Origin of the sequence: Methylobacterium terricola (assembly GCF_006151805.1) — a bacterium.
GTDB classification, from domain to species: Bacteria; Pseudomonadota; Alphaproteobacteria; order Rhizobiales; family Beijerinckiaceae; genus Methylobacterium; species Methylobacterium terricola.
On the sequence record NZ_VDDA01000001.1, the window covers coordinates 610207 to 634777 of the forward strand.

Consider the following 24571-nt stretch of genomic DNA (forward strand, 5'->3'; position numbering starts at 1 on the left):
GGGAGGGTCGCCGGCGCCGGCGCGACATCGACGCCCTCACACCTCTGACGTCGTCGCCACGGCCGCCTGCGCCTCCCGCGCCGCCGCCTCCTGGCGCCAGGTCGAGGGCTGGTCCGACGCCCCCGTCCCGAGCGCGCATTGCACCATCACGCTGTCGGCCCAGCGGCCGTGGCGGTAGGCCACCGCCGGCAGGTGGCCGACCTTGCTGAAGCCGCAGGCCTCGTGGAGACGTAACGACGCCTCGTTCTCGGCGTCGATGTAGCCGATCATCTGGCGGTAGCCCCCCGCCGCGCAGGCCTCGATCAGGGCCGGCAGCAGGCGCCGGCCGATGCCGGCATGCAGATGGCCGGCATGGACGTAGATCGAGTGCTTGAGCGTGTAGCGGTAGGCCGGCCGCTTGCGGAACGGCACCGCGTAGGCGTAGCCCGCCACCATTCCGTGGCGCTCGGCCACGAGGTGGGGCAGGCGCTTCGAGCGCATGTTCTTGCGCCGGCGCTTGAGGTCGTCCGGCCGGAGCCGGTCCTCCTCGAAGTCGCCGGTATCGCCGACGCCGTGGCGGATGTGGTGCTCGTAGATGTCGATCATCGCCGCCACGTCCGCGTCGGTCGACGGGCGGATCACGATCCCCGGTTGCCCGGCCGCCGAATCCATCACCGCCCCTCCCGCAGCACGTAGGTGTAGAAGCGGATGCGCCCGTCCGGCTCGACCTGGCGGTAGACGCCCTGGATCTCGGCCTCGAAGCCGGGGAACAGGTTGGCGGCGGCCTCGAACATCTTGAAGTAGTCGAGCATGGGCTTCGCCCGCTCGTCGAGCCGCTCGCCCGGCAGCACCGTGCCGATGCCCGGGGGATAGACCAGCATCAAGGTCGTGGCGATCCGCCCCTCGGCCTCGGCGATCGGCACGAAGTCGACGTTGTTGCGGGTCAGCATCTGCGCCGCGGCCTTCGGCGGCATCACCATCTCGGGCAGGTGCTCGGGCATGAACTGCTTGCGCTGCAGGCCCGAGGTGCCGGCCTGGCGGTGGAAGGTGTGGTAGTCGGCGCAGAGGTCGCGCAGGCGCACCCCGCCGTAGCGCTGCGGCCGGCGCCGGACGAATTCCGGCATCGCCTCCTCGAGCAGCACGTTGTCGTCGTGCAGGCGCTTGAACGCGACCAATCCTGAGATGAGCGTGCCGGCCTTCGAGGATTCGACGCCCGGCGTCAGCAGGAAGAGCAGCGAGTTGAGGTCGTTCTTCTCCGGGACGATGCGGTTCTCGCGCAGGTACTGGGCGACGATCGGGGCCGGCACGCCGTGCTCGGTATACTCGCCGGTCCGCCGGTCGAAGCCGGGGGTGAGGACCGTGAGCTTGTTCGGATCGGTGATGGCGTAGCCCGGCGCGACATGGGTGAAGCCGTGCCAGCCCGCCCCCGGCTTCAGCTCCCAGTGCCGCGGGTCGGAGGCGAGCTCGTCGGTCGGCAGGCTCTCCCACGGCACCTCGGCGCCGCCGGCGCCGGTCGCCATGTCGGGCACGAAGGGATCGAAGAACCAGCGCCGCTTCGGGTCGCGCTCGTTCTCCTCGAATTCCTTGCGGATCGCCCGCACCTTCTTGCGCCACTCGATGCCGAGCCGGATCGTGTCGTCCCACAGGATCATGCCGGAGCGCCCCTTCATCATCTGGGCGCCGACGTCGAGGGAGGCGAAGAGCGGGTAGAACGGCGAGGTCGAGGCGTGGACGAGGAAGCTCTCGTTGAGGCGCCGGTGCTCCACCCGCCGGGTCTGGCCGCGGATATGGCCGTCCTTGGTGTGGATCTGCGAGGCCTGGGAAAAGCTGGCGAGCTGCTTATGGGTCGATTGCGTGGCGATGATGCCGGGCGAGGTCTCGTCCAGCCCGGTCAGCCCCATGGCGTAGCGGCCCTGGAACAGCGGGTGGAACTTCATGAAGCCGGCCCAGGCTTCGTCGAACAGGATGTAGTCGCACAGATGGCCGATCTTCGCGACGATCTCGCGGGCGTCGTAGATCGTGCCGTCATAGGTGCATTGCTCGATCACCGCGACGCGGAACGGCCGCTCGCGGCGCCACGCCTCGCGGTCCTTGACCAGCGGGTTGTCGCGGATCTTCTGGCGGATCTTCCCTTCGTCGAGCGCCTCGTGGAAGATCGGGCCGATCAGCCCATAGGCGTTGCGGTCGGTCTCGAGGAAGATCGGGATGCCGCCGCCGAGGAACAGCGCGCCGTGATGGGCCGCCTTGTGGTTGTTGCGGTCGAACAGCACCAGGTCGTCCTCGGCCACCAGCGAGGAGAGGACGATCTTGTTCGACGCCGAGGTGCCGTTGAGCACGAAGTAGGTCTTTTCGGCCCCGAAGATCTGGGCCGCCTCCTTCTGCGCCTTGAGCGCCGGGCCCTCGTGGGTCAGGAGGTCGCCGAGATCGAGGACCGAGTTGTCGAGGTCGTCGCGGAAGATCGCCTCGCCGAGATGCTCGACGAAGATGCGGCCGATCGGCGAGCGGTTGTAGAAGATGCCGCCATTGTGGCCCGGGCAGGTCCAGAGCTGGTTGCCCTTCTCGGCGTAGTCGACCAGCGCCCCGAAGAACGGCGTCTTCAGGGTCTCGGCATACTGGGTCACGCGGCTGACGAGGCCGCGGGCGATGAATTCCGGGGTCTCCTCGGCGAGGAAGATGTAGCCGTCGATGAAGTCGAGCAGCTCGACCGGGATGTCCTCCAGTCGCTTGCGCCGGACCATGATGACGATCGGCATCTCGAGGCCGCGCTTGCGCATCATGTCGATGAGCGCCGCCGCCTTGCCGTCGAGGCCGCGCTTGCCCCAGTCGACCACCAGGCAGCCCACCGCCGCGTCGGTCTGCACCGCGATCGCCGCGTCCTCGACGCGCCGCGCCCGCACCACCTCGAAGCCGCGATGCTCGACCGCCGCCACGATCTGGTTGACCCGGGCGCCCTCCAGGTCGTCCGGATCGAAGGCCGGCGTGCACATCAGCACGGTGAAGCGGCGGTGGAAATCCATCGAGCGGGGCTCCTGTCCTTCGGGAACGGCCTGCGTGTCGGACGCTGTCATGACGATCCGATGACAATCGCCGGCGGGCCGGTGATTCAGCCGCCCCGCACGAGGCCCGCGAGGGCGCCGCTCAGGGCGGCGTAGCCGTGGGCGTTGAGATGGAGCCGGTCGGCGTCGAGGCCAGGGGCGGGATCGGGACCGAGTGCCGCGTCGCCGTCGAGGAGCCGTAGGGCGCGGGCCCGGGCGAGGTCGCCGAGCGCCGCGTTGAGCGCGAGACGATCCGCCTCGCTGCGGCCGGGCGGGCTCCCCCGCCACGGGACCGTGGCGAGGACGAGGGTCGGCGGCGCCCAGGCGGCGCGCAGGGCCGTCACCAGGGCGTCGATCCCGGCGGCGATCGTCTCCGCGGCGTCGCCATCGGCGAAGCTGTTGGTGCCGACCATGACGAGCGCAAGGCGGGGCCGGAGCGCGAAGGCGGCCATGGCGGACAGGCGCCAGCGGGTGGTCTGCACCCGGTCGCCGGGCAGGCCGAGATTGAGCGTGGCGAGGCCGGTCGCGGCCGCGAGATCGGGCTCGGGCCAGCCGGCGACGAGCGAATCGCCGAGCGCCACCGCCTCGGGGGCTGCGCCGGCGGCGAGGCGGGCCAGGAGGGCGCGGTGGCGCTTGAGGCCGGAGGCTTTGGCCGGTGGGGCCGGAGGGCGGGGGGCGCTCACCGGGCGACGGCGCGCCGCAAGCCCAGCCGTTCCAGCACCTGCCGGCCGATCAGCGGCGTGTAGTGCAGGTTGTCGAGCCAAGCGGGCGTCGAGCCTCGGCCGGGGTCGAACGGGTAGGGGGCCCCGAGCCCGGTGAGGTCGAGGACCGGCCGTCCGCGGGCGGCGCCGAGCCGCGTCACCGCCGCCCGCCAGCGCTCGAAATCGTCCATGAGCCCGAGATCGGCGAGCACCCGCCGCTGCGCGTCGCTCACCGGCGAGAGATAGACGGTCAGGTCGAGGCCCGAGAGCCGGTCGAGGGCGAGATCGAGGCCCGCCAGGGTCTCGGGCCGGAACGGCGCGGTGGTGCGCCGGCGCGTGGCATCGTTCTCCACCGTCAGGGCCGCCGACAGGGGCGGGGTGATGCGGAACCCCGCATAGGTCCAGGCGCCCGGATCGTCGCCGCCCTCGACCGCGGCGAGCCGGCTGTCGGAGAGCGCGTAGCGGCCGAGCACGCTGCCCATCAGCGCGGTGAGCCGGCCGCTCGGGGTCGCCAGCGCCTCGTCGAGATGGACCGGAACGGTGGGCCGCGAGAACATGTAGTAGTCGAGGCCGAGCGTCGCCCGGGCCGGGGCCCGCGAGGCCACCAAAGCGGCGATCACCGGCAGTTCCGTGGCGATGACCGCCGAGATGCCGGCGTTGAAGACCCGGTCCGCGGCCACGGCGGTGACGTCGGCGGGGTCGAGGCCGTGATAGACCGTCGAGCTGCCCAGGAAGACGAGGTCGTAGCGGCGCGTCAGCGCCTGCAGCACCTTGGCCCGGCGGGTCTGGCGGTCGAGGAGGCGGCTGTTGCCGCCGGTCACCTGGCGCCAGGGCGGGTCGTCGCGGAAGATCCAGTAGGCGTCGAACCCGATCACGCGTCCCGCCACCCCGGCGACGAGGAGCGCCAGGAACGCCGCCGTCAGGGCAAGGAAGCGGCGCGACGTGGCCTCAGAAGCGGGCATAGAGGAAGGCCTGGTTGGCGTCGTTGCCGACCTGGAGCAGGATCGCGGTGAGCAGAAGGGCGGTGGCGGCCGCGGCCCAGGCCCGCGGCACCAGGCGCTCCACCGCCTCGCGGGCGGTGGGGCCGACCATCGCCAGGCCTGCGGCTCCGGCGGCGAGCGGCCAGAAGCCGGCCGAGCCCCCCGCCGCGTCGCTGCCGAAGCCGAGGAGCCCGCGATAGATCGCCAGCGCCGTGGCGAAGTCCGGCGCCCGGAACGGCACCCAGGCCAGGCACACGAAGGCGAGGGTCGCGGCGAGGCCCGCCGCCGCCGGCATCGCGAGGCCAGCCCGGCGCCAGAGCAGGTGAAGACCGAGCGCGACCCCGTGCGCCGCCCCCCAGGCGACGAAGGTCAGCCCCGCCCCGTGCCACAGCCCGCCGAGCGCCATGGTGGCGAACAAGGCCAGGAGCTGGCGCGGCAGCCCGTGCCGGCTGCCGCCGAAGGGGATGTAGAGGTAGTCGCGCAGGAACGACGACAGGGTGATGTGCCAGCGCCGCCAGAAATCCTGGATCGACACCGCCCGGTACGGCGCCCGGAAATTGTCCGGCAGCACGATGCCGAACAGGAGTGCGAGACCGAGCGCCATGTCGGTGTAGCCCGAGAAGTCGAAGTAGAGCTGGAGCGCGTAACCGACCGTCGCCTGCAGCGCCGCGGCGAAACCCGGCTGCCCCCCCGCGGCCGCGGCGGCCCAGACCGGATCGACGACGCTCCCGAGCCCGTCGCCGAGAAACACCTTCTTGGCGAGGCCGGCGGTCAGCAGCATCACCCCGCGGGCCGCGCGGTCGGCGGACGGCTGCTCGGGCCTGCGCAACTGGTCCAGGAACTCGACCGGCCGCACCAGCGGCCCGGCGATCACCCGGGGAAAGAACGCGACATAGACCGCATACTCGCAGAACGTCATCCGCTCCGCGTTGCCGCGCCGCAGATCGACCAGGTAGGCGATGTGCTGGAAAGTGAAGAACGAGATGCCGAGCGGGAAGGCGAGCGACACCGACGGCAGCCCCGAGCCCGTGACCGCATCGATCAGACCGGCGAAGAAGCCGAGATACTTGAACAGGCCGAGCAGCCCGAGATCGAGGGCGATCGCGGCGGCGATCACCGCGGATCGGCCACTGCGGTGGAAGGCCTCCCCGGCGAGCCAGTTGAGCGCGACGGATGCGGCGAGGAGCGGGACGAAGCGCCAGTCCCACCAGCCGTAGAACACGAGGGACAGGGCCGCCAGCCAGGCGGTGCGCCAGCCCGGCTGCCGGGCGACGCAGAGCGCGTGCAGCCCAAGCGCCACCGGCAGGAACAGCAGCAGGAACGGCAGGGAGTTGAAGGGCATGGCGGGGCTCGCCGGTGGTGCCTCGGCGTTATGGCAAGTCCGCGGCGGTGGAAAGGGCGATCGATCGCATTTCGCACCGCGATCCGTCGTCGCTTGAGCGTTTTACGCTCATTTTACCGTGCGCGTCGCGACGATGCGACCTTCGGCGCAGAGTTGGCGGTCGATGAGCCCTCGAACGCCGCAAGGCTTGGGCGAATCTCCGGTGCCGGCATGAAGCCGTTGCGCGATGGGAAGCTTGCACGATTATCAAAAGCATCTGTGGGAAATTCATGGGTGACGTGCCGGCAGTGGGTTGAAACCGCGGCCCGATGCCCGATATCGGGACTATGCCCGTTTATCGGGTGCGTGAATTAGGACGATTATCCGTGTCGCAAGAAGATCTGGCCCCGGAGGTCGATTTCGTCGCCCTCGCCGCCGACGTCGTATCCGCCTACGTGGCCAACAACTCCGTCCCGGCCGCCGACCTGGCCGGCCTGATCGGCACCGTGCACAGCGCGTTCGTCTCCCTCGGCCAGCCGACCGTCAAGGAGGCCGAGAAGCCGGTGCCGCTGATGCCGATCAAGAAGACGGTGACCCCGGACTACCTGATCAGCCTCGAGGACGGAAAGCAGTACAAGTCGCTGAAGCGCCACCTGTCGACCCGCGGGCTCACCCCCGAGGAGTACCGCCGCAAGTGGGGCCTGCCGCACGACTACCCGATGGTCGCGGCCAACTATGCCGCCCAGCGCTCCGAGCTCGCCAAGAGCATCGGTCTCGGCCGCGGTCGCAACGTCGCGGCGGCCGCCAAGCGCGCCCCCTCCGACGCCGTGGTGAAGGCGCCGGTCGAGGCGACGGGCGCCAAGCGGGGCCGCCCGCGCAAGGCCTGAGGCCTGTGGGGATCGCCGCCGGGCCCCGGCCCGGGGCGGTTCCCAGACGATCGCCGGACGATGGCTCTCGGAGATCGTATCCGGGAGACCGTCTCAGATCAGTTCGCTGTGCCAGGCGACGAAGCTGAGCGGCGCTGCCTGCCCGGTGGGGCCGTGCAGCCCCGTCCTGGCGCGCAGGCCGCGGCGATATTCGCCGGGCGGCACGCCGAACGCCCCGCGGAACAGCCGGCCGGCATGGCTCGGCGAGGTGAAGCCCGTCGCGGTGGCGAGCTCGTCGAAGGTACGGGCTTCGTCGGCACGGCACAGGGCGCGGCGCAGCTGCGCCAGCCGTTGCTGCTGCATGAAGCGGGCAACGCCGCCGGTGGACTCGAACAGCCGGTAGAGCACGCTGCGCGACAGGCCGGTCTCGGTGGCGACCGTCGTGGCATCGAGGGCGGGATTCCCGAGATTCTGCTCGATATAGGCCTTCGCCCGCATCCGGGCGCGCCCGGCCGCCAGCGGTGACGCCGCCGTCGTGCTCCGGCCGCGCAGGGCGGTCAGGGCGGCGCCGAACATCAGGCACAGGGACTCGGTCGCGAGGCTGGCGAGATCCGGCGTCAGGCCGGATGCGTGCGCGGCGAGCGAGCGCAGGAAATCGATCGTCAGTCCCGCCTCGCGCGGGCCGAGGACCAGGCCGTGCAGGTCGAGACCGGCGAGGGTGGCCGCCTCGAGGCGGTCGCGCGGGATCGACGCGGTGACGAGGCGCGCTCCCTCGGTCCAGGTGCGCTGCGGCCGGGTGAGGTCGAACAGCGCGACGTTGCCGGCCTCGACCCGGCGGACCGCGCCCGGGACCTCCAGCATCATGCTGCCCGAGAGGACGAGGTGAAGGGCGATGTGGTCGAAGCCGTCGCGCGCGACCCGGCGCGGGCCGCGCGCATGCGCCACCCCGGCGAGGCGCCGGTCGAAGACCAGCATCCGGGGCAGTCGGTGGGCGACGACCTCGGTCCGCAGGGCCCCGCCCAGGCGCTCCACGTCGGTGCCGCCGCTGTAGAGCGCGCGGTAGGCCTCGAAGGTGTCGTCGTCGGCGAGGTCGCGCTCGAGGGTGATGGTGTCCATCGCATCCGTGGGCGGCTCAGTGCTTGGCCCGCACCTGTTGTCCCTTGGTCACTAGGACGTAGTGCGGCCTGAGCAGAAGCGCAACGAGGCCCGCCACGTAGGCGACGAGGCTGGTCGCCAGCAGCGCCTCCCCGAGACCGGCCTCGCCGAAGACGCGGTCGGCGAGCAGCCCGACCAGCGGCGGGCCGAGCCCGAACCCCGCCAGCGTGATGCAGGCCATGAACGGGGCGGTGACCCGGCCGCGCAAGGCGCGCGGCGTCATGATCTGCAGGCCCGCCAGCGTCGCGACCGAGCCGATGCCGAGGCCGAAGACCAGGGCGGCGAGGGCGGCGATTCCGATGGCGAGGTGGCCGGTCAGTCCGACGAGCGCCGCGAGCGGAAGCGTGCCGAGAAGCGCCCCGAGGAGCAGCCGCCCGCCGGGCAGGCCGCCCCGCGGCGAGCGGGTGCGTGGGCCCGAGCGGTCGAGGAGCCGGCCGCCGACGAACTGGCCGAGCGGCGCGGCGAGCGCCACCACGAGGCCGAACAGCATGCCGGCGGAGGAGAGGGGCAGGCCGAAGCGGCGGACCAGCAGCGTGACCGCCCAGGCATTGGTGGTCTGGACCACCAGCGTCACGGCGGCGCCCGCGATCATCATGGCGGCGTAGCGCCCGGCATGCCGGGCGAGCCACGGCCGGAGGCGCAGCCGCGCCGGTGCCCGTGCGCCGCCGCGCCCGGGATCCTTCATTTGCAGCAGGGCCGCCATGAGGACGAGGTTCGGCAGGACGCTCAGCCAGAACAGCACCCGCCAGGCCGCGACCGTGCCGCCGAGGAGCGGCACGAAGGCGGGCAGCAGCGCGAGGAGCCCGCCGCCCACGACCAGCGCGGTGCTGCGCCCGAGCACGGCGCCGGCGGTGTAGAGCGAGACCCCGCGCCCGATCTGGTCCCGCGGCTGCCGCGCGGCGATGAGCGCCAGGGCGGCCGGGGTCAGCGCCGCCTGGCCGAGGCCGAGGCCGAGCCGGGCGAGGACGAGCTCGCCGAGATCGGTCGCCAGCCCGCAGGCCAGGGAGGCGAGGCTCCAGACCAGGATCCCGGCCGCGATCAGGCGCGGGCGGTGGACCCGGTCGACGATCGGGCCGGCGAGGAGCGAGGCGACCGCATAGGCGCCCACGAAGGCGGTACCCTGCGCCAGGCCGACCTCGAAATCGCTCAAGCGGAGGTCGGCCTTGATCGCCGGGGCGACCAGGGCGGCGATGAACCGGTCCGCGAAGGCGAGCAGATGGGCGCCGGCAAGCAGCCAGACGCCCGGCCAGGCGGGAACGAGGGAGAAGCCCGTCCAGGGGGCACGCATCGCGCGGCCGCTCAGGCCGAAGCGGCGCGGCGGCGCGGACGGGCGCCGGTGAGCGTATCGCCGATCAAGTCAGTCGCTTTCGAAACTCGGGGTTGTTCGGGGACCGGGAAGGGTCGCAGGCGACGTCCTGACGGTGGGCGTCCGCCGGGACAACGGGCTTGCCAGCATGGCCGGCCTGCGCTCTTGTCGCGGCGGGTGGCGCGGGCCGAGGGCACGCCGGGCGCGCCGGGGCCCTCCGCGGCCGACCCCCCGAGTGCCGCGCCCGCAAGGCCCGCGCGCCGAGCGGGCCCTCATCTCCGGAGCCTTCCATGGACCAGGCCAAGCTCGCGGCCCTGCGCGCCCGCTACCTCGATGCGACCGGCGGCGACATCGACGACCCGGATTTCGCGACGGCGGCCAAGCAGCAATTCAGCGAGAGCGACCGGCGCAAATGGCCCTTCGCCGATCCGGCGACCTTCCTCGACCTGCCGTTCCACCCCGACGCCGCGACGCAAGCCGATTTCGGCGGCCTCGACGTGGCGCTGATCGGCGTGCCGATGGATCTCGGCGTCACCAACCGGGCCGGCGCCCGCCACGGGCCGCGGGCGGTGCGGGCGGTCGAGCGCATCGGCCCCTATGAGCACGTGCTGCGGATGACCCCGGCCGCCGAGCTGAAGGCGGCCGATATCGGCGACGTGCCGTTCCGCAGCCGCTTCTCCTTGGAGAGCTGCCACGAGGACATCGAGGACTTCTTTCTCAAGGTGGTGAAGGCCGGCGTGGTGCCGCTCGCGGTCGGGGGCGACCACTCGATCAGCCGCGCCACCCTGCGGGCGGTCGGCGCGTCGCGCCCGGTCGGCATGATCCACATCGACGCCCATTGCGACACCGGCGGCGTCTACGAGGGCTCGAAGTTCCACCATGGCGGCCCGTTCCGCCAGGCGGTGCTCGACGGCGTGCTCGATCCGGCCCGCACGATCCAGATCGGCATCCGCGGCGGCGCCGAGTACCTGTGGGAGTTCTCGTACGTCTCCGGCATGACGGTGATCCACGCCGAGGAGGTGCCGGGGCTCGGGCTGCCGGCGGTGATCGCCCGGGCCCGCGAGGTCGCGGGCGACGGCCCGACCTACATCTCCTTCGACGTCGACAGCCTCGATCCCGGCTTCGCCCCCGGCACCGGCACGCCCGAGATGGGCGGGCTCACGCCCCGCGAGGTGCTGGAGCTGCTGCGGGGCCTCGCCGGCCTGAACGTCGTCGGCGGCGACGTGGTCGAGGTGGCGCCGCAATACGATCCGACCAGCAACACGGCCCAGTGCGCGGCGCAGGTGCTGTTCGAGCTGATGTGCCTCGTGGCGGCCGGGCGCCGCCGTTAGGCGTCGCGGAGGCAAGGCCGGGGCTCACCCCCCGGCCACCCCCTGCGCGTCGACATAGACCGCGTAGAGCGACTGGCTCGCCGCCATGAACAGCCGGTTGCGGTGGCGGCCGCCGAAGCAGAGGTTGGCGCAGCGCTCGGGCAGGCGGATGCGGCCGATCAGCGTGCCTTCGGGGTTGTAGACCATCACCCCGTCGAGGGCGTCGTCGCCCATGCCCCAGCCGCACCAGAGGTTGCCGTCGGTGTCGCAGCGGAAGCCGTCCGGCGTGCCGGGACCGGCATCGATGTGGACGCGCCGGTTCGTCAGGCGCCCGCCCGCGACGTCGAAGGCCAGGATGCGGCGGTTCGGCTGCGCCCGCGACTCGACGAGGTAGAGGATCGATTCGTCGGGGGAGAAGCACAGGCCGTTCGGCCCGGCGAGGTCGGTCGCCGCCGCCTCCAGCACGCCGGTCACCGGGTCGAGGCGATAGACGTTCTGCGGCAGCTCCGGCTCGGCGCGCTCGCCTTCGTAATTGCCCAGGATGCCGAAGGGCGGATCGGTGAACCAGACCGCGCCGTCGCGGGCCACCACGACGTCGTTGGGCGAGTTGAGGCGCTTGCCCTCGAAAGCGTCGGCCAGCACCGTGAGGCTGCCGTCATACTCGGTGCGGGTCACCCGCCGTCCGCCATGCTCGCAGGTGACGAGGCGGCCCTGGCGGTCGCGGGTGTTGCCGTTGGCGAAGTTCGACGGCTTGCGGAAGGCAGAGACCGCGCCGGTCTCCTCGTCGTAGCGCAGGATGCGGTTGTTGGGGATGTCGCTCCACAGGAGATAGCGCCCGTCGCCGAACCAGACCGGGCCCTCGCTCCAGCGGCAGCCGGTCGCAAGGCGCTCGACCCCGGCGCTGAACACCCGGTAGCGGGCGAAGGACGCGTCGATGACCTCGATGGCGGGGTCGGGATACCGGGTCGTCGGTGTCCACACGGGCGCTGTCCTCCTGCATCGTCTTCGTGCGCCGGACCTTCGCCGTCCGCGCCGCGGGAGGCAAGCCGGTGGATCGCGTGTCAGGCCTTGACCCGGGTCGGGCCATGACCCCGAATCGGCCCTTGACCCCGGCGCGGCGCACCGCGACGACGGGGCGTGGTGCGCCTTGCCGGGCGCCGCCAACGACGACCGGGAGGGATGCATGAGCGAGGCCGCGGGGATCAGGGTCGCCCTGTCGGGGGCGGGCGGGCAGATCGGGGCGGTGCTGCGGCCGCGGCTGCTGGCGGCCGGCCATGTCCTGCGCTCCGGCGGCGGGCCGACGGCGCTGACGCCGCTCTCGGAGGCCGAGACCGTGACGACCGGCGACTTGCGCGAGGCCGACGCGGTCGACCGGCTGCTCGCGGGCACCGACGTGCTGGTCCACATGGCCGGCACCAGCATCGAGAAGCCCCTGCCGGAAGTGATCGAGAACAACCTCGTCGCTCTGCGGGCGGTCTACGAGGGGGCCCGCCGCCACGGCCTTCGCCGGGTGGTGTTCGCCAGTTCCAACCATGCCTTCGGGATGCACGCGGTGACGGAGCGGCTCGGCATCGATGCCCCGTTCCGGCCGGACGGGTTCTACGGCCTGAGCAAGGCCTGGGGCGAGCTGATGGGCCAGATGTACTGGGACCGGCACGGCATCGAAGGCGTGGCGTTGCGCATCGGCAGCGCCCTGCCTCGCCCGACCGAGTTCCGCCACCTCTCGACCTGGCTCGGCCATGACGACCTCGCCCAGCTCGTCCTGCGCAGCATCGCGGCGGCGATCCCCGGCTACGTGGCGGTCTGGGGCGCTTCGAACAACCCGCGCAGCTATTGGGACAACACGGCGGCGGCCGCCGCGATCGGCTACCGCCCGACCCAATCGGCGGAGGATTGGGCCGAGGAGATCCTGGCGCAGGAGAACCCCCTCGATCCGATCGCCCGCACCCTCCAGGGCGGCAGCTTCACGACGATCGACTACACGCCGGATGCCGAGCGGCCGCGGCGGGACGGGTAGGGTCCTGATGACCGGACCCTGAACCCTGTTCCCTCCGCAGGAAGGATTCAGGATGCGGGGCGGGAGAGCGGACGACGTTTCCGGATGAGGCGGGGCCCTTCCGACGGGCTCCCCCCGGATCGGCGTCGCGCTGCTCCTCTCCCGGCTTGCGTCGCTCGCCGCCCTCCCGCGCGGAGCGGGGAGGGCTTCCGCCCGGCGGCGATCGCCCACCCGTTCACGCTCCGGCTCCCGCCACGGGATCGAGAGCCGATAGATTCTGGACGACCCCATGCCGAAGCACTGGCTCATCATCGCTGCCGCCTTCGTCGGCGTCCTCGCCGCCCCAGCCGCCGTGCGGGCCGAGGACTCGCCGGACCAGGCTCCCCTGCATCTCGTCCTCGCCACCGCGACGCCGGGCGGCGGGTTTCCGGCCTATGGCGCGGCGCTGGCGGCGGCGATCCGGGAGACGAGCCCGGACATCGCCCTGGAGCTGCGCGCCAGCAAGGGCTCGACCGAGAACCTGATTCTCCTGCGCCAGGGCCAGGTCGATCTCGGCCTCGTCCAGGGCGAGTATGCGTACGAGGCCCTGGCGGGGCAGGGCGTGGCGCAGGTGATCACCGTGATCGCACCGGTCTATGCGGCGCCGGGCCTGTTCGTGGTGCGGGCCGACAGCCCGGTGCGGAGCCTCGACGACCTGCGCGGGCGGCCGGTGGCCCTCGGCACACGCAGCTCCGGCCTGACCGCCATGGGCCGGACGGTGCTGCGCGGCGCGCGGATCGACCCCGACCGCGACATCCAGCCGATCCTCCTCGACCATGCCGGGGACGGCCCGGCGATGGTGCGGGACGGACGGGCCGCCGCCCTGTTCGGCGGCGGCACCGGCTGGCCGGGCTTCCGTGCGGTCGCCGAGGCGCCGGGGGGCGCCCGCTTCCTCGGACCCTCCACGCCCGCGATCGACGCGATCCTGACGGAAAGCCCGTCCTTGCGGCGCATGACCGTCCCGGCCGGAACCTTCCCTGGTCAGGACGCGGCGATCGAGACCGTCGGCTCGTGGAGCTTCATCCTCGGCAAGCCCGGCCTCGACCCGGCAGCGGTCGCGCGCCTCGTCGCGGCGATCGACAGGGCCCGGCCGGCGCTGGCCCGCCACCTCCCGCACGAGCGGCCGAGCGACCCGCGCGACCTCGGCGCCGCGGTCCCGGCCGCCTGGCTGCACCCGGCGACGGCGGCCTTCCTGCGCGGCCGATGACGCCACCGCTCCCTGTGCCGTCTGGGACACAGGTGTGGGTAACAGTATTACATTGCGTTTCTGCTCCGTTGCTACCGGTGGGGCAACCTGCCATGGATGGAGCCGTCAAGGTTCCCCGGGCGCGAGCCCGGGGCGAAGAGGGAATCCGGTGAGCTCGACCGAGCGATTCCGGGGCTGCCCCCGCAACTGTGAGCGGAGAGCTTCCGCCGTCGGCGGCCACTGGTGCTCGGCACCGGGAAGGCCAGGCGGAAGCGACGATCCGCAAGCCAGGAGACCTGCCTTGGCCCGCGCCTTGCGGCGCGGTCACGTCCCGCGGGCGGTGAGGCCCGGGGAGCGCTCGGGCTCGATCCGCCGTGCGACAAGCGCGGGGCACGCCCTGCCGCTCGCCTGGACCGCACCGCGCGGCAACCTCGAGTGTCTGTCGTGAAGCGTCGTCCGCCGTCCCACCGCCCCAGCCCCGTCGGCTCCCGCCGCACCGTCGTCCTGGCGACCGCCGTCGCGGTCGGGGTCGCGGCCCCGGTCCGGGCCCAGGAGACGATCGCCCTCGACGAGGTCGTGGTCGAGGGCCCCCGGAATCCGGCGCCCGGCCTGCCGACGGTCCCGACCACCGCCGCCGGCACGATCGGCCTGATCGGCCCGACCCCGGGCTTCCGCGCCGACCGGGCGGTGAGCAGCACGAAGACCGATGTGCCCCAGCGCGACGTGCCGCAAGTGGTCACCGTCGCCCCGCGCGAGGTCATCACCGATCTCGCCGCCACCCGGGTCGACCGGGTGCTGAACTACACGCCCGGCGTCGCGCAGCAGAACAATTTCGGCGGCCTGACCCTGTTCAGCTACGCCATCCGCGGCGTGACCACCTCGGAGATCTACAAGAACGGCTTCCCGCTCAACCGCGGCTTCCCACCCCAGCCCGACACCCAGAACGTCGAGCGGATCGAGGTGCTGAAGGGCCCCGGCGGCGGCCTGTTCGGCCGCAGCGATCCGGGCGGCCTCGTCAACATCATCACCAAGCAGCCGACCGCGGAACGCTTCGTCGAGATGGGCGGGCTGTGGGGCTCGTTCGAGGAGTTCCGCGGCACGGTCGATTCCGGCGGCAAGCTCAACGACGAGGGCACGCTGCTCTACCGCTTCAACGTCGCCGCCGGGCGCCAGAACAGCTTCCGCGATTTCGTCGACGGCGACCGGCTGTTCGTCGCCCCGGTGGTGAGCTGGCAGATCACGCCCGACACGCAAGTGACCGTCGAGACCGAGTTCCTGAGGAACCGCGCGGTGTTCGACCGCGGCGTCATCGCGATCAACAACCGGCTCGGCGCCCTGCCGATCTCGCGCTTCCTCGGCGAGCCGGGCCTGAGCATGAACCAGGCGAGCGATTCGATGCAGGTGCGCGTCGACCACCGCTTCGATGCCGACTGGCAGATGCGGCTCGCCACCTACTTCAACTCGAATTCGCTCGTCGGCGAGGCGGTGGAGGTGCGGGGCATCGCCGCCGACAACCGCACCGTCCTGCGCGACCGCAATTTCCGCAACTACACCGCCGATGTGGCGATCGGGCAGGCCGAGCTGGTCGGGCGCTTCGACACCGCCGGGATCGGCCACACCGTGCTCCTCGGCTTCGAGCGCGAGAGCACCGACGGCCGCTACCAGCAGATCCGGTCGCGCTTCCGCCAGAACCCCTATTCCCTCGACATCTACGACCCGGTCTACAGCCGGGCGGCGCCTCCTTATGCCTTCCAGACCAACGGCTTCGAGCGGGTGACCAACACCGCGCTCTACGCCCAGGACCAGATCGCGCTCTCGCCCGAGTGGAAGGCGCTGATCGGCACGCGCTTCGATTTCTTCGAGCAATCGTTCCGGGAACGGACCACCGGGACCCAGACCGACCAGACCTATTTCGCCGCGACGCCGCGGGCCGGCCTCGTCTACCAGCCGCTGCCGCAGCTCTCGTTCTACACCAATGTCGGCACCAGCTTCCGGCCCAATATCGGGCCCGACGCCGCCGCCTCCGCGTTCCGCGGCCCGTTCGCGCCGGAGACCGGGCTCGGCTACGAGGTCGGCACCAAGCTCGACCTGTTCGGGGGCGCCTTGAGCCTCACCGGCGCCGCCTTCCGGGTCGAGCGCCAGAACGTGCTCACCCCCGATCCCGTGAATGTCGGCTTCTCCATCGCCGCCGGCGCGGTGCGCAGCCAGGGCTTCGAGGTCACGGCGGCGGGTCAGCTCTCGCCGGACGTGAAGATCCTGGCCGGCTACGTCTTCGCCGACGCGGTCGTCACCAAGGACAACGTGCTGCCGGTCGGCGCGCCGCTGATCAACGTGCCGCGCCACAGCGGCAGCCTGCTCGCCGTCCACGAGGCGCAGGAGGGGCCCTGGAAGGGCTTCGGCATCGGCGGCGGCGTGCGCGCCGTCGGGGAGCGGGCCGGCGACGCGAATGGCGGCGCCTTCCGGCTGCCGGGCTACATCGCGGTCGACGCGCTGGCCTATTACCGCTGGGAGAATGTCCGCTTCGGCCTGAACGTCGAGAACGTCTTCGACTCGACCTACTACGTCTCGTCGCTGAGCGCCCTGCGGGTCTATCCCGGATCCCCGCGCCGGTTCACCGGCACCGTGTCGGTGCGGTTCTGATGCTGCGCACCGTCCGCAGGGACGCGTGTCGCCGCGGCGATGCCGGCCGCGACGCGGCCGCGGCCCGCGCCCGGCGCTACCGCCAGGGGCTCGCGCCGGTGCTCGCCGCCATCGCCGGGGAGGCGGGAGGGACGCCGGAGGGCATCGCCGCCTCGCTGACCCGGAAGGGGGTGCCGAAGCCCCGGGGCGGCCGGGTCTGGACGCCGCCGGACGTGCGCCGGCTGCTCTCGCGCCTCGCCGCGGAGACGACGCCGTGACCGTGCCGGACCTCCGCGTCGGGCCCGTCCGCATCGGCTCGATCGATGCCCTGCGCGGCCTCGTCATGCTGCTGATGCTGGTCGATCACGTCCGCGAGTTCTTCTACTACCACGCCCAGGTCCGCGACCCGATCGACCTCGCGGTCACCGCCCCGGACCTCGCGGCGACGCGGCTCACCGCGCATCTCTGCGCGCCGGTCTTCCTGCTGCTCACCGGCCTCTCGGCCTGCCTCTATGCCGGCAAGCACGGGCGCGCCGCGGCCTCGCGCTTCCTCCTCACCCGCGGGCTGTTCCTGATCCTGCTCGAGCTCACCCTGGTGAACCTCGCCTGGACCGGCACGCTCCTGCCGCCGGTCCTCTACCTGCAGGTGATCTGGGCGATCGGCCTCAGCATGGTGGCTCTGGCCGGGCTGATCCGGCTGCCCCGGCCCGCCCTGGCGGCGGTCGCGCTCCTGATCATGCTCGGCCACAACCTCCTCGACGGGATCGTGCTCGCGCCCGACCAGGCCGGCTACACCCTGTGGTCGATCCTGCACCAGCGCGGCTTCCTCGGTCTGCCCTGGGGCGTCGCCCGCACCTCCTACCCGGTGCTGCCGTGGATCGGCGTCGCCGCGGCGGGCTACGCCCTCGGGCCGTGGTTCTCCCTGGCGGCGGAGGCCCGGCTTCGCCGGCTCCTCGCCCTCGGGGCGGCGGCGCTCGCCGGCTTCCTGGTCCTGCGCGGCCTGAACGGCTACGGCGATCCGACGCCGTGGCAGGAGGGGGCGACGCTCGGCGGGACGATCCTGTCGTTCCTGAACGTCACCAAGTATCCGCCCTCGGCCGACTTCCTGCTCGTGAGCTTAGGCATCGGCCTCTGGCTCCTCGCCCTGTTCGAGGTGCTGCCGGCCGCTCGCCTCGGCTGGCTGCGGGTGTTCGGCGGCGCGCCGTTGTTCTTCTACCTGCTGCATCTCTGGCTGGTGCGCGGGCTCTATCACCTGCTGCTCGCCCTCGGCCTCGCGATCGGAGGCTCGGGCCGGGTCGAGGCCGGGGCGCCGGCGCAGCTCTGGCTGATCGCGGCGCTCGTCAGCGTGCCGCTCTTCTTCGCCTGCCGGTGGATGGTAGGGCTGAAGCGGCAGGCGCGGTACCCGGTGCTGAGCTACCTGTAGGATCGGCGTCACGTCCTATCCCCTCGCGCCTTGGCAGCGACGTGTCGATGCCAAGGCGTCCGGCGCCTCAGCGGCGACGCCCGTTCGACGGCGCCGCGGTATCACTGGCGCAGGACCAGGTTCAGCGACACGATGTGATCCATCGTGACCCGCGCGGCCGGCGCATTCACCGTCTGGTTCGTGGAGCCGACCTCCATGGTCGATCGGCCCGCGAGCGGCAGCGACAGCCCGACGACGGGGCGCACGCGGTCGAAGCGCGCCCGCGCTCCGCAATCGGTGCCGTTGAGCGCCACGGAGGCCTCGGTCCAGGCGACCGCCGCGACGCCGTCCTTCGTCGCGGTCAGCGGCACGGAGGCCCGCAGCATCTGGCGCAGGCGAAAGCCGGTGTCGCGTCCGTTGTGTCTGGAAGCGCTGCGCGAACCGCGTGCGGGACGACAAAGCCACGCGGTCGAACGGGCCGATCTCCCAGCCGATGGCGGGCCGCACGATGAGCTGGTCGAGCCGCGAGATGCCGTCGCCGAAGCGCGGCTGCACCTCGGCGAAGGAGACGAACGACCCGATGCCGCCGAAGGCCGTGGCGTTGATCCAAAGCTGGCTGTCATGGCCGACCTGCGCCGCCGCCGGCGCCGCCGCCGTGAGCCAGAGGGCCGACAGCAGGAGAAGCGAACGGCCGGCCACGGTCATGCCGCATCCATCGGGGGGGAGGCCGCGACGGCGTATGACGGTCGGGAGGATTGTCCTGACGGTAAGACGCGCGGCCCAAGGCGATCCATCGCCGGCTCTCGTCGAGGTTTCGTCTCTGCTGCCGGCTGGTCACATCCGGACGACGATGCGTCCGGTCCCGGCATCTTGCGTGCGGGAAAGTCGATCGGCCGGTGGCGCCCGATCAAGTCGACCGCACCCGAGCATCCCGCAGAAGGAATGATTTCTTATAGGCTATTTGCATCCCGGAGGCTTCGCATTTCCGGAACCCATACTCTCGGATCGGTGTTGTTAGCGCTATAAGAACTGAGGAGAACACCAATGCGGACTGTACTCGTCGCCGGTGCGGCTGCCGTCATCATGGCTGCCTTCTCGGGATCGGCCATGGCCGAGGAGACCACGGTCATCCATCGCGACCGGGCGCCCGGCATCGCGGTCGAGCGCCGCGAGGGCGTCGTCGAGCATCGCGACATCACCACCGGCAGCGTCGATTGCGGCTCGAAGACCGTCCACAAGGAGGACGGCATGGGCAATTCCAAGACCGTCCACAAGGAAGGCTGCAACTGACCTGACGTCGGTCGCTCTCGCGAGAGGCGGCGAGCCGCGGGCCGGCCCGCCGCCTTTCGGGCTCAACGCAGAGCGACGATCTCGCTCTCGCGGACCGCGCGCTCGCCCTTGGGCGACCGGATGCGGTAGGCGGCCTCGCCGCTGCGGTCCTCCGGCATCAGCCGCACCACCTCGAAGACGTCGATGTCGCTCGCAAGCGCATCGGACGATCCCGAGCGGACCATCTGCACCCGCTGGTGGATCTTGAACTTGTGCATCATCGCGCGATCCTTTCGGGTATTCTAGCGAGGCCATTCACGCGCGAACGACCCGCGCCGCCGTCGGCTCAGCCGCGCTGGCGGGCCTTGCGTGCCGCGTAGCGGGCATCGCGGGCGGCTTTCTGGTCGGCGATGCGGGTCTCGGCCGCCAGCGCGGCCTCGGCGGCGCGCTGCGTTGCCTCGGCGGCCGCGGCCTCGTCCTGGCGGGCCTGCTCGGCCCTCATCTCGGCGTCCTCGGCAAGGCGCAGCGCCGCTTGCGCGGCACGCTCGGCCTCGCGTTCGGCGAGCCGCACGTTCCGCGCTTCGGCGACGGCCTGACGCTCGGCGCGCCGTGCCACGACGGCCGGATCATCGGCGGTGCTGCGGGCCTGGAACCGGCCGAGCATGGCCTGCCGGGCGGCTTGCGCCGAACCCAGCCGGTCACCGAGGGGGGCTTCCTTGAACTTGCCCATTCGGTCAGACCCGGCTCAGGGCGAGCGAGCGCACCGGACGCGCGAAGCGGTCCGCGAGGTGCCAGTGCAGCTCCCGGATCGAGTGGTAGCGGTAGCTGCGGTCGATCAGGTGGCTGACGTCGCGGTGCTGGTCGTCGACCTGCTGCCAGATCCGGGCGACCTGGAACGTGGCCGGTTCGACCGCCGGCGCGGAAGGAGAAGACTGCGAACTGAACGTAAAATTCACTCAAATAATCCGTGTGAGATCGCTCCTGCACGACAGGCGCAGGGCGAGAGATGCGGACGGTTCGATCCGCATCCCGATCGCGTCGGCTTACGCGGCGCGCAGGTCGCCGGCGGATTGCTTGCCGCTGCGGCGATCGGTTTCCATCTCGTAGGAGACCTTCTGCCCCTCGGCCAGGGTCTGCATGCCGGCCCGCTCGACGGCGGAGATATGCACGAACACGTCCTTGCCGCCGTCATCCGGTTGGATGAAGCCGAAGCCCTTCTGGACGTTGAACCACTTTACGGTACCGATGCTCATCGTCGTATCCATCGTCTGCAAGCGTCTCTGAGAGCTCGGCGCGCCATCCGCGGTGCCGAGACTCGATTCAATCGACAGAATTGGAGAGAGTGGCCGAGCGTGCGCCAGCGTGGAAGCGGCGGAGAGGCTCGGTAATCAGGCCAAAAATCGACCCATCATCTGTAGGCCGAAAGATCTTCGACCGCAAGCGAGGCTGCAAAATATTCTGATAATATTTTTTATTTATCGCGCCGGCGGAAGAAAAATTGGGACCGACGAAGCGGATATCGGCACGATACGCGCAGGCTAAGGCGCTGGCCGCCATCTGTTATCGCGGGCCGGTCGGGGGCGGCGCATCGGCCCTGTCCGTCTCGCTCGTGGGCCGCGATTCCGCCCGGTTGTGCGGCCCCTCAGGACGCCGTCGGCATCGCCGTCTCGCCCGCCACCACCCGGCAATCCGCCACCGTCGCCCGCGCGGTCTCGATGGCGATCGACACCGCCGACAGCGTCCGCGCGTCCAGCTCGCGCCGGCGGATGTCGCGCACGACCTCGATGGCGAGCTTGTCGATCTCGACCGACAGAGCGGCGATCGCGTCCGGGTCGCGCAAGGACCGCGCCTCGTCGGTGATCTCGAGCAGCCGGTCGGTGACCTCGTCGAGGCGCTCGCGGCGCAGGCTTGCCAGGCGCTGGCGCAGCCAGGCCAAGGCCGAGGCGAGGCCGCCGGCGAGTGCGGCGAGCAGGTAGAGCGTGTCGCCGTAGCGCTCGACGAAGCCGTGCTGCTCGCGCTCGAAATAGTCGATGGCGCCGGGATGGATCGGGATGCGGGCGCTCGTCGCCGCCACCGTGGTGTCGTAGGCCGGGGCCTGGACGTATTCGGCGGCGTCGGTCTCCTCGGCGGCGGCCGTGCGCAGCTCGAACAGGTGCTGGGTCACGTCGGCGGCGACGGCGCGGCTGAGCGAGGTGCGGGCCATCAGCCGGTAGGAGGCGCCGACCGTCTTGACGTCGTCGGCCGGCAGCTTGGGCCGCCCGCCGAACAGCCCGGCCGGGACGGTGACCGCCTGGAGCCGGGGGAAGCGCTCGATCACCGCGTCGCTGTCTTGCACGTCGACGAGGTCGAGCTTGCCGGTGCGGCTGAGGCCGCGCACCGAATCGACCAGCGCCCGCGCCTTCGGGGCGGACGCCGCGATGATGCTGACGAAGGCGTCGATCCGCTTGTCGCGGATGGCCGTGGCCGCGTCCGACCCGTCGATGGCGACGAGGCGCACCGTGTTGGCCGGCACCGCGGCGCTGGACGGCAACCCCTCCTGCGCGTCGAGCTTGAGGTCGTAATAGCCCAAGATGTTCTTGAGCAGCCAGAAATCGGCGCTGCGATGGGCCGCGATGCCGAGGCGCTTGCCGGCGAGCTTCGGGAAGGCCGTGATGCCGGAGGCGTCGGGCGAGACGATCAGCATCGCCTGGTCGCGCAGGATCGCCAGCGTCAGGCCGTTCTTCGGCAGGAGCACGTCCGGCCGCACCACCGCGAGGTCGGCCCGGCTGTCCTGGAGGGCGGCGGCGCTCTCGCGCACGTCGTCGAAGGACAGGATCTTGAGCCGGATGTTCTCGCGCCCGGCCTCCAGCGCGTCGGCATAGGCCTTGATGAGAGCCGGCTCGGTGCCGTCCCGGGGTGCCACCGCGATGGTGAGCGTCGTCGCCTGGCTGAAGTAGAGCGCGGCCCCGATCGCGGCGGCGAGGCCCGCCACGATGACGGCCGCGAAGGTCTCGCGCCGCAGGACCCAGTCCGGAAGGGCGGGCATCGGCGCGGGATCCGGTCAGAACACCGAGATCAGCACGATCCCGCCGACCATCAGGGCGGCGCCGAGCAGCCGCGGCGGGCCGGCCTTGACCTGGCGCATGCCGAGCCAGCCGAAATGATCGAGCGCCACCGAGGTCAGGAGGTTGGCGGTAATCAGCAGCCCGTTGAGGGCGCCGGCCCCGACCTTGTCGACGAAGAGCAGGCCGGCGAAGACCGCGACCGCCCCGGTGATGCCGGCGAGCGGCATCCACCAGCGCACCCCGGCCAGGTCCTCGCGGGTCGGCAGCGGCGTGGGCTTGAGCAGGACCATCAGCGCGAAGGCGAAGACCACCGGCACGAACGACACGGTGGCGGCGAGCCACGGATTGACCAGCGCGCCGCGCAGCTGCGAGTTCCACACCACGCCGATCGCCATCAGCGCGCCGGCGACGAGGATGAACGGATAGAGCAGCTTGCCGCTCATGCCGTGGCTCTCGCCCTCGTCCTTCTTGCCGGCCGTCTTGGCGATGAACACCACGCCGGCCGCCATCATGAGCCCGCCGAGCCAGGGCAGCGGCTTGAAGCCGGCGGCCTGGAGACCGAACAGGCCGAAGGCGTCGAGGGCGAGCGAGGTGATGATGTTGGCGGTCAGCGTCAGGCCGTTGAACGGCCCGGCCCCGACCTTGTCGATGAAGGCGAGCCCGCCGAACACCGCGACCGCGCCGGCAAGACCCCCGAGCGGCGCGTACCAGGGCATTTTCCCCAAGGTCTCGAGGCTCGGCAGCGGCGTCGGCATCACCAGGAACAGGGTGAGGAAGACGAACACGATCGGCAGGAACGACACCGTGGCGGCGAGCCACGGATTGACCATCCGGCCGCGCAGCTGCGCGTTCATCGCGTTGCCGAGGGCCTGCAGCGCACCGGCCACCAGGATGAAGGGATAGAGGAGCGCGGCGATCGACACGGGGGCCAGCCTTCCTGTGAGAGGGGGACGTCGGACGAGGAGAAGGCTCAGACGAGGAGGAGTCCCGCGAGCGCCAGCGCGAGGGCCGGCGGCATCACCAGCGCGCCGAGCTTGAGGAAGCTCCAGAAGCTCACGTCCTGGCCCTCGCGCCGGATGGCGGTCAGCCACAGGATGGTGGCGAGCGAGCCGGTGACCGAGAGGTTCGGCCCGAGATCGACGCCGATCAGCACCGCACCCGCCACCTTCTCGGGCACGTGGGCGGCCTGCACCGCCGCACCCGCGATCAGCCCGGCCGGCAGGTTGTTGACGAGGTTGCAGGCGACGGCGATCAGCGCGCCGGCGCCCCAGGCGGTCTCGGTGGGAGCGGCGGTGGCGGCCTGCTTCAGGGCCTCGGCGATCATCGCCAGCACGCCGGTCTTCTCCAGCGCCTCGACCAGCACGAACAGCCCGGCGACCAGCGGCAGCACGCTCCACGACACGTCCTTGACCACCTCGACCGCGCCGCTGCCCTTGCGGAGCGCCAGGACGATCAGCGTCGTCGCGAGGCCGGCGATGAAGGTCGGCAGGCCGAGATCGCGTCCCAGCGCCGAGGCGCCGATCAGCACCGCGCCGGTCGCCACGATGCCGAGGCCCGCGACGATCCCGGTGCGGGAGAGCGAGGCGGTCTCGACCTCGGTGGCGACATCCTGCTGGCGCAGGGTGCCGTTCTGGGTCAGGCGCAGGACGAGGTAGGTCGCCCCGATGGCCAGCACCGACGGCAGCGCGAACAGGCCGAGCCACCGGGTCAGCGGCGGCATGTGCTCGGCGAAGACCACGAGGTTCGCCGGATTCGAGATCGGCAGCACGAACGAGGCGGCGTTGGCGATGAAGGCGCAGATGAACAGGTAGGGCAGGGGGTTCTCGACCTTGGCGGCACGGGTCGCGGCATAGACCGCGGGCGTCAGCACCACCGCGCAGGCGTCGTTCGACAGGAACACCGTGACGACGGTGCCGACGAGGTAGACCAGGGTGAAGAGCCGCGTCGCCGAGCCCTTGGCGGTGCGCACCGCGATGCCGGCGAGCCAGTCGAACAGGCCCTCCTTCCGGGCCACTTCCGACATCAGCATCATGCCGACGAGAAACAGGTAGACGTCGGTGCCCTTGAGCACGCCCTCCCAGGCGGTGCCGGCCGGGAGCAGGCCCAGGAGCACCAGCGCGAGGGCGCCGGCCACCGCCCAGATCGCCTCCGGCCACGAGAACGGGCGCACGATCACGCCGAGGGTGGCGAGGGCGGCGATCGCCCAGGTCGCGAGGTTGGGGCTGAGCGTCAGCGCGGCCATGGGGGGAGAAGTCCTGTCGTCGGGATCGAAGGGGGTGGTGCGAGGCTGATCGATGGGTCAGGCGGGCTTTTCAACCCTCCGTGTCGCCCGGGGCCGCGCTGCGGCACCGGGCGACACGGAG

25 protein-coding genes and 1 riboswitch are annotated in these 24571 nt (G+C 71.6%); of the genes, 8 read left to right on the forward strand and 17 right to left on the reverse strand.

Annotated elements, in window-relative coordinates:
• Positions 1–36: 36 nt before the first annotated feature.
• The 5 genes from FF100_RS02640 to FF100_RS02660 form a co-directional block, all read right to left on the reverse strand.
• Positions 37–651, reverse strand: a complete 615-nt coding sequence (locus FF100_RS02640; protein ID WP_139033991.1) for a GNAT family N-acetyltransferase — start codon at positions 649–651, stop codon at positions 37–39.
• Positions 651–2996 (reverse strand): Orn/Lys/Arg family decarboxylase, encoded by a 2346-nt coding sequence (locus FF100_RS02645; protein ID WP_139033992.1) that lies wholly within the window; start codon positions 2994–2996, stop codon positions 651–653. The genes FF100_RS02640 and FF100_RS02645 overlap by 1 nt, the downstream gene beginning before the upstream one ends.
• An 86-nt stretch (positions 2997–3082) precedes the next feature.
• A complete protein-coding gene (locus FF100_RS02650; protein ID WP_139033993.1) occupies positions 3083–3697 on the reverse strand; it encodes an SGNH/GDSL hydrolase family protein in 615 nt (204 codons plus the stop codon).
• Positions 3694–4677, reverse strand: a complete 984-nt coding sequence (locus FF100_RS02655) for a hypothetical protein (RefSeq protein WP_139033994.1) — start codon at positions 4675–4677, stop codon at positions 3694–3696. The genes FF100_RS02650 and FF100_RS02655 overlap by 4 nt, the downstream gene beginning before the upstream one ends.
• Positions 4664–6037: an MBOAT family O-acyltransferase gene (locus FF100_RS02660; protein ID WP_139033995.1), complete on the reverse strand. Its 1374-nt coding sequence runs from the start codon at positions 6035–6037 to the stop codon at positions 4664–4666. Before FF100_RS02660 ends, FF100_RS02655 begins: the two co-directional genes overlap by 14 nt.
• Positions 6038–6402: 365 nt before the next feature.
• On the opposite strand from FF100_RS02660, the gene FF100_RS02665 reads away from it, so the two are divergent.
• On the forward strand, positions 6403–6903 hold the full coding sequence (locus tag FF100_RS02665; RefSeq protein ID WP_246101882.1) for a Ros/MucR family transcriptional regulator: 501 nt from the start codon (positions 6403–6405) through the stop codon (positions 6901–6903).
• A gap of 93 nt (positions 6904–6996) precedes the next feature.
• Here FF100_RS02665 and FF100_RS02670 read toward each other — a convergent pair whose 3' ends face one another.
• Entirely contained in the window at positions 6997–7998 is a 1002-nt protein-coding gene (locus tag FF100_RS02670) for a helix-turn-helix domain-containing protein (protein WP_139033996.1), read from the reverse strand.
• 16 nt (positions 7999–8014) lie between these two features.
• Positions 8015–9325, reverse strand: coding sequence for an MFS transporter (locus FF100_RS02675; RefSeq protein ID WP_139033997.1), 1311 nt, complete (start codon positions 9323–9325; stop codon positions 8015–8017).
• 308 nt (positions 9326–9633) lie between these two features.
• Between FF100_RS02675 and speB the strand changes: the two genes are divergently transcribed.
• The gene (gene speB / locus FF100_RS02680) at positions 9634–10674 is read left to right on the forward strand and encodes an agmatinase (protein ID WP_139033998.1); all 1041 of its coding nucleotides are present in this window, start codon (positions 9634–9636) and stop codon (positions 10672–10674) included.
• Positions 10675–10698: 24 nt separating this feature from the next.
• Here speB and FF100_RS02685 read toward each other — a convergent pair whose 3' ends face one another.
• On the reverse strand, positions 10699–11634 hold the full coding sequence (locus FF100_RS02685; RefSeq protein WP_139033999.1) for an SMP-30/gluconolactonase/LRE family protein: 936 nt from the start codon (positions 11632–11634) through the stop codon (positions 10699–10701).
• Positions 11635–11836: 202 nt separating this feature from the next.
• On the opposite strand from FF100_RS02685, the gene FF100_RS02690 reads away from it, so the two are divergent.
• The 5 genes from FF100_RS02690 (at position 11837) to FF100_RS02710 (ending at position 17916) form a co-directional block, all read left to right on the forward strand.
• Positions 11837–12670, forward strand: coding sequence for an NAD-dependent epimerase/dehydratase family protein (locus tag FF100_RS02690; protein WP_139034000.1), 834 nt, complete (start codon positions 11837–11839; stop codon positions 12668–12670).
• A gap of 268 nt (positions 12671–12938) precedes the next feature.
• Positions 12939–13895, forward strand: a complete 957-nt coding sequence (locus tag FF100_RS02695; protein WP_139034001.1) for a TAXI family TRAP transporter solute-binding subunit — start codon at positions 12939–12941, stop codon at positions 13893–13895.
• Between the two features lie 91 nt (positions 13896–13986).
• Positions 13987–14192, forward strand: a riboswitch (cobalamin riboswitch).
• Between the two features lie 126 nt (positions 14193–14318).
• Positions 14319–16514, forward strand: a complete 2196-nt coding sequence (locus tag FF100_RS02700; RefSeq protein WP_139034002.1) for a TonB-dependent siderophore receptor — start codon at positions 14319–14321, stop codon at positions 16512–16514.
• Positions 16514–16771 (forward strand): hypothetical protein, encoded by a 258-nt coding sequence (locus tag FF100_RS02705; RefSeq protein WP_139034003.1) that lies wholly within the window; start codon positions 16514–16516, stop codon positions 16769–16771. Before FF100_RS02700 ends, FF100_RS02705 begins: the two co-directional genes overlap by 1 nt.
• Complete coding sequence (locus FF100_RS02710) at positions 16768–17916, forward strand: acetyltransferase domain-containing protein (protein WP_281287242.1); 1149 nt, start codon at positions 16768–16770, stop codon at positions 17914–17916. Before FF100_RS02705 ends, FF100_RS02710 begins: the two co-directional genes overlap by 4 nt.
• 101 nt (positions 17917–18017) lie before the next feature.
• Here the strand turns inward: FF100_RS02710 and FF100_RS37700 are convergent, their stop codons facing one another.
• A complete protein-coding gene (locus FF100_RS37700) occupies positions 18018–18281 on the reverse strand; it encodes a DUF2490 domain-containing protein (protein ID WP_246101883.1) in 264 nt (87 codons plus the stop codon).
• Between the two features lie 658 nt (positions 18282–18939).
• Between FF100_RS37700 and FF100_RS02720 the strand changes: the two genes are divergently transcribed.
• Positions 18940–19185, forward strand: a complete 246-nt coding sequence (locus FF100_RS02720) for a hypothetical protein (protein WP_139034004.1) — start codon at positions 18940–18942, stop codon at positions 19183–19185.
• Between the two features lie 62 nt (positions 19186–19247).
• Here FF100_RS02720 and FF100_RS02725 read toward each other — a convergent pair whose 3' ends face one another.
• From FF100_RS02725 to FF100_RS02760, 8 genes are all read right to left on the reverse strand, one after another.
• Complete coding sequence (locus FF100_RS02725; protein ID WP_139034005.1) at positions 19248–19445, reverse strand: hypothetical protein; 198 nt, start codon at positions 19443–19445, stop codon at positions 19248–19250.
• Positions 19446–19510: 65 nt separating this feature from the next.
• Entirely contained in the window at positions 19511–19894 is a 384-nt protein-coding gene (locus FF100_RS02730; RefSeq protein WP_171070020.1) for a DUF6481 family protein, read from the reverse strand.
• 4 nt (positions 19895–19898) lie between these two features.
• Complete coding sequence (locus FF100_RS02735; RefSeq protein ID WP_139034006.1) at positions 19899–20120, reverse strand: hypothetical protein; 222 nt, start codon at positions 20118–20120, stop codon at positions 19899–19901.
• A gap of 87 nt (positions 20121–20207) precedes the next feature.
• Complete coding sequence (locus FF100_RS02740) at positions 20208–20417, reverse strand: cold-shock protein (protein ID WP_139034007.1); 210 nt, start codon at positions 20415–20417, stop codon at positions 20208–20210.
• Between the two features lie 67 nt (positions 20418–20484).
• Positions 20485–20721, reverse strand: coding sequence for a hypothetical protein (locus FF100_RS02745; protein WP_139034009.1), 237 nt, complete (start codon positions 20719–20721; stop codon positions 20485–20487).
• Between the two features lie 85 nt (positions 20722–20806).
• Positions 20807–22189, reverse strand: coding sequence for a TAXI family TRAP transporter solute-binding subunit (locus FF100_RS02750; RefSeq protein ID WP_139034010.1), 1383 nt, complete (start codon positions 22187–22189; stop codon positions 20807–20809).
• Between the two features lie 15 nt (positions 22190–22204).
• Complete coding sequence (locus tag FF100_RS02755; protein ID WP_246101884.1) at positions 22205–23131, reverse strand: DMT family transporter; 927 nt, start codon at positions 23129–23131, stop codon at positions 22205–22207.
• A gap of 47 nt (positions 23132–23178) precedes the next feature.
• Positions 23179–24450, reverse strand: a complete 1272-nt coding sequence (locus tag FF100_RS02760; protein WP_139034011.1) for an arsenic transporter — start codon at positions 24448–24450, stop codon at positions 23179–23181.
• Positions 24451–24571: the final 121 nt, after the last annotated feature.

Coding starts and splice junctions, on each gene's coding strand:
- FF100_RS02640 (WP_139033991.1), bottom strand. CDS start 651: ATGGATTCGGCGGCCGGGCAACCGGGGATCGTGATCCGCCCGTCGACC.
- FF100_RS02645 (WP_139033992.1), bottom strand. CDS start 2,996: ATGGATTTCCACCGCCGCTTCACCGTGCTGATGTGCACGCCGGCCTTC.
- FF100_RS02655 (WP_139033994.1), bottom strand. CDS start 4,677: ATGCCCGCTTCTGAGGCCACGTCGCGCCGCTTCCTTGCCCTGACGGCG.
- FF100_RS02660 (WP_139033995.1), bottom strand. CDS start 6,037: ATGCCCTTCAACTCCCTGCCGTTCCTGCTGCTGTTCCTGCCGGTGGCG.
- FF100_RS02670 (WP_139033996.1), bottom strand. CDS start 7,998: ATGGACACCATCACCCTCGAGCGCGACCTCGCCGACGACGACACCTTC.
- FF100_RS02675 (WP_139033997.1), bottom strand. CDS start 9,325: ATGCGTGCCCCCTGGACGGGCTTCTCCCTCGTTCCCGCCTGGCCGGGC.
- speB (WP_139033998.1), top strand. CDS start 9,634: ATGGACCAGGCCAAGCTCGCGGCCCTGCGCGCCCGCTACCTCGATGCG.
- FF100_RS02690 (WP_139034000.1), top strand. CDS start 11,837: ATGAGCGAGGCCGCGGGGATCAGGGTCGCCCTGTCGGGGGCGGGCGGG.
- FF100_RS02695 (WP_139034001.1), top strand. CDS start 12,939: ATGCCGAAGCACTGGCTCATCATCGCTGCCGCCTTCGTCGGCGTCCTC.
- FF100_RS02705 (WP_139034003.1), top strand. CDS start 16,514: ATGCTGCGCACCGTCCGCAGGGACGCGTGTCGCCGCGGCGATGCCGGC.
- FF100_RS37700 (WP_246101883.1), bottom strand. CDS start 18,281: ATGCTGCGGGCCTCCGTGCCGCTGACCGCGACGAAGGACGGCGTCGCG.
- FF100_RS02720 (WP_139034004.1), top strand. CDS start 18,940: ATGCGGACTGTACTCGTCGCCGGTGCGGCTGCCGTCATCATGGCTGCC.
- FF100_RS02725 (WP_139034005.1), bottom strand. CDS start 19,445: ATGATGCACAAGTTCAAGATCCACCAGCGGGTGCAGATGGTCCGCTCG.
- FF100_RS02730 (WP_171070020.1), bottom strand. CDS start 19,894: ATGGGCAAGTTCAAGGAAGCCCCCCTCGGTGACCGGCTGGGTTCGGCG.
- FF100_RS02740 (WP_139034007.1), bottom strand. CDS start 20,417: ATGAGCATCGGTACCGTAAAGTGGTTCAACGTCCAGAAGGGCTTCGGC.
- FF100_RS02745 (WP_139034009.1), bottom strand. CDS start 20,721: ATGGCGGCCAGCGCCTTAGCCTGCGCGTATCGTGCCGATATCCGCTTC.
- FF100_RS02750 (WP_139034010.1), bottom strand. CDS start 22,189: ATGCCCGCCCTTCCGGACTGGGTCCTGCGGCGCGAGACCTTCGCGGCC.
- FF100_RS02760 (WP_139034011.1), bottom strand. CDS start 24,450: ATGGCCGCGCTGACGCTCAGCCCCAACCTCGCGACCTGGGCGATCGCC.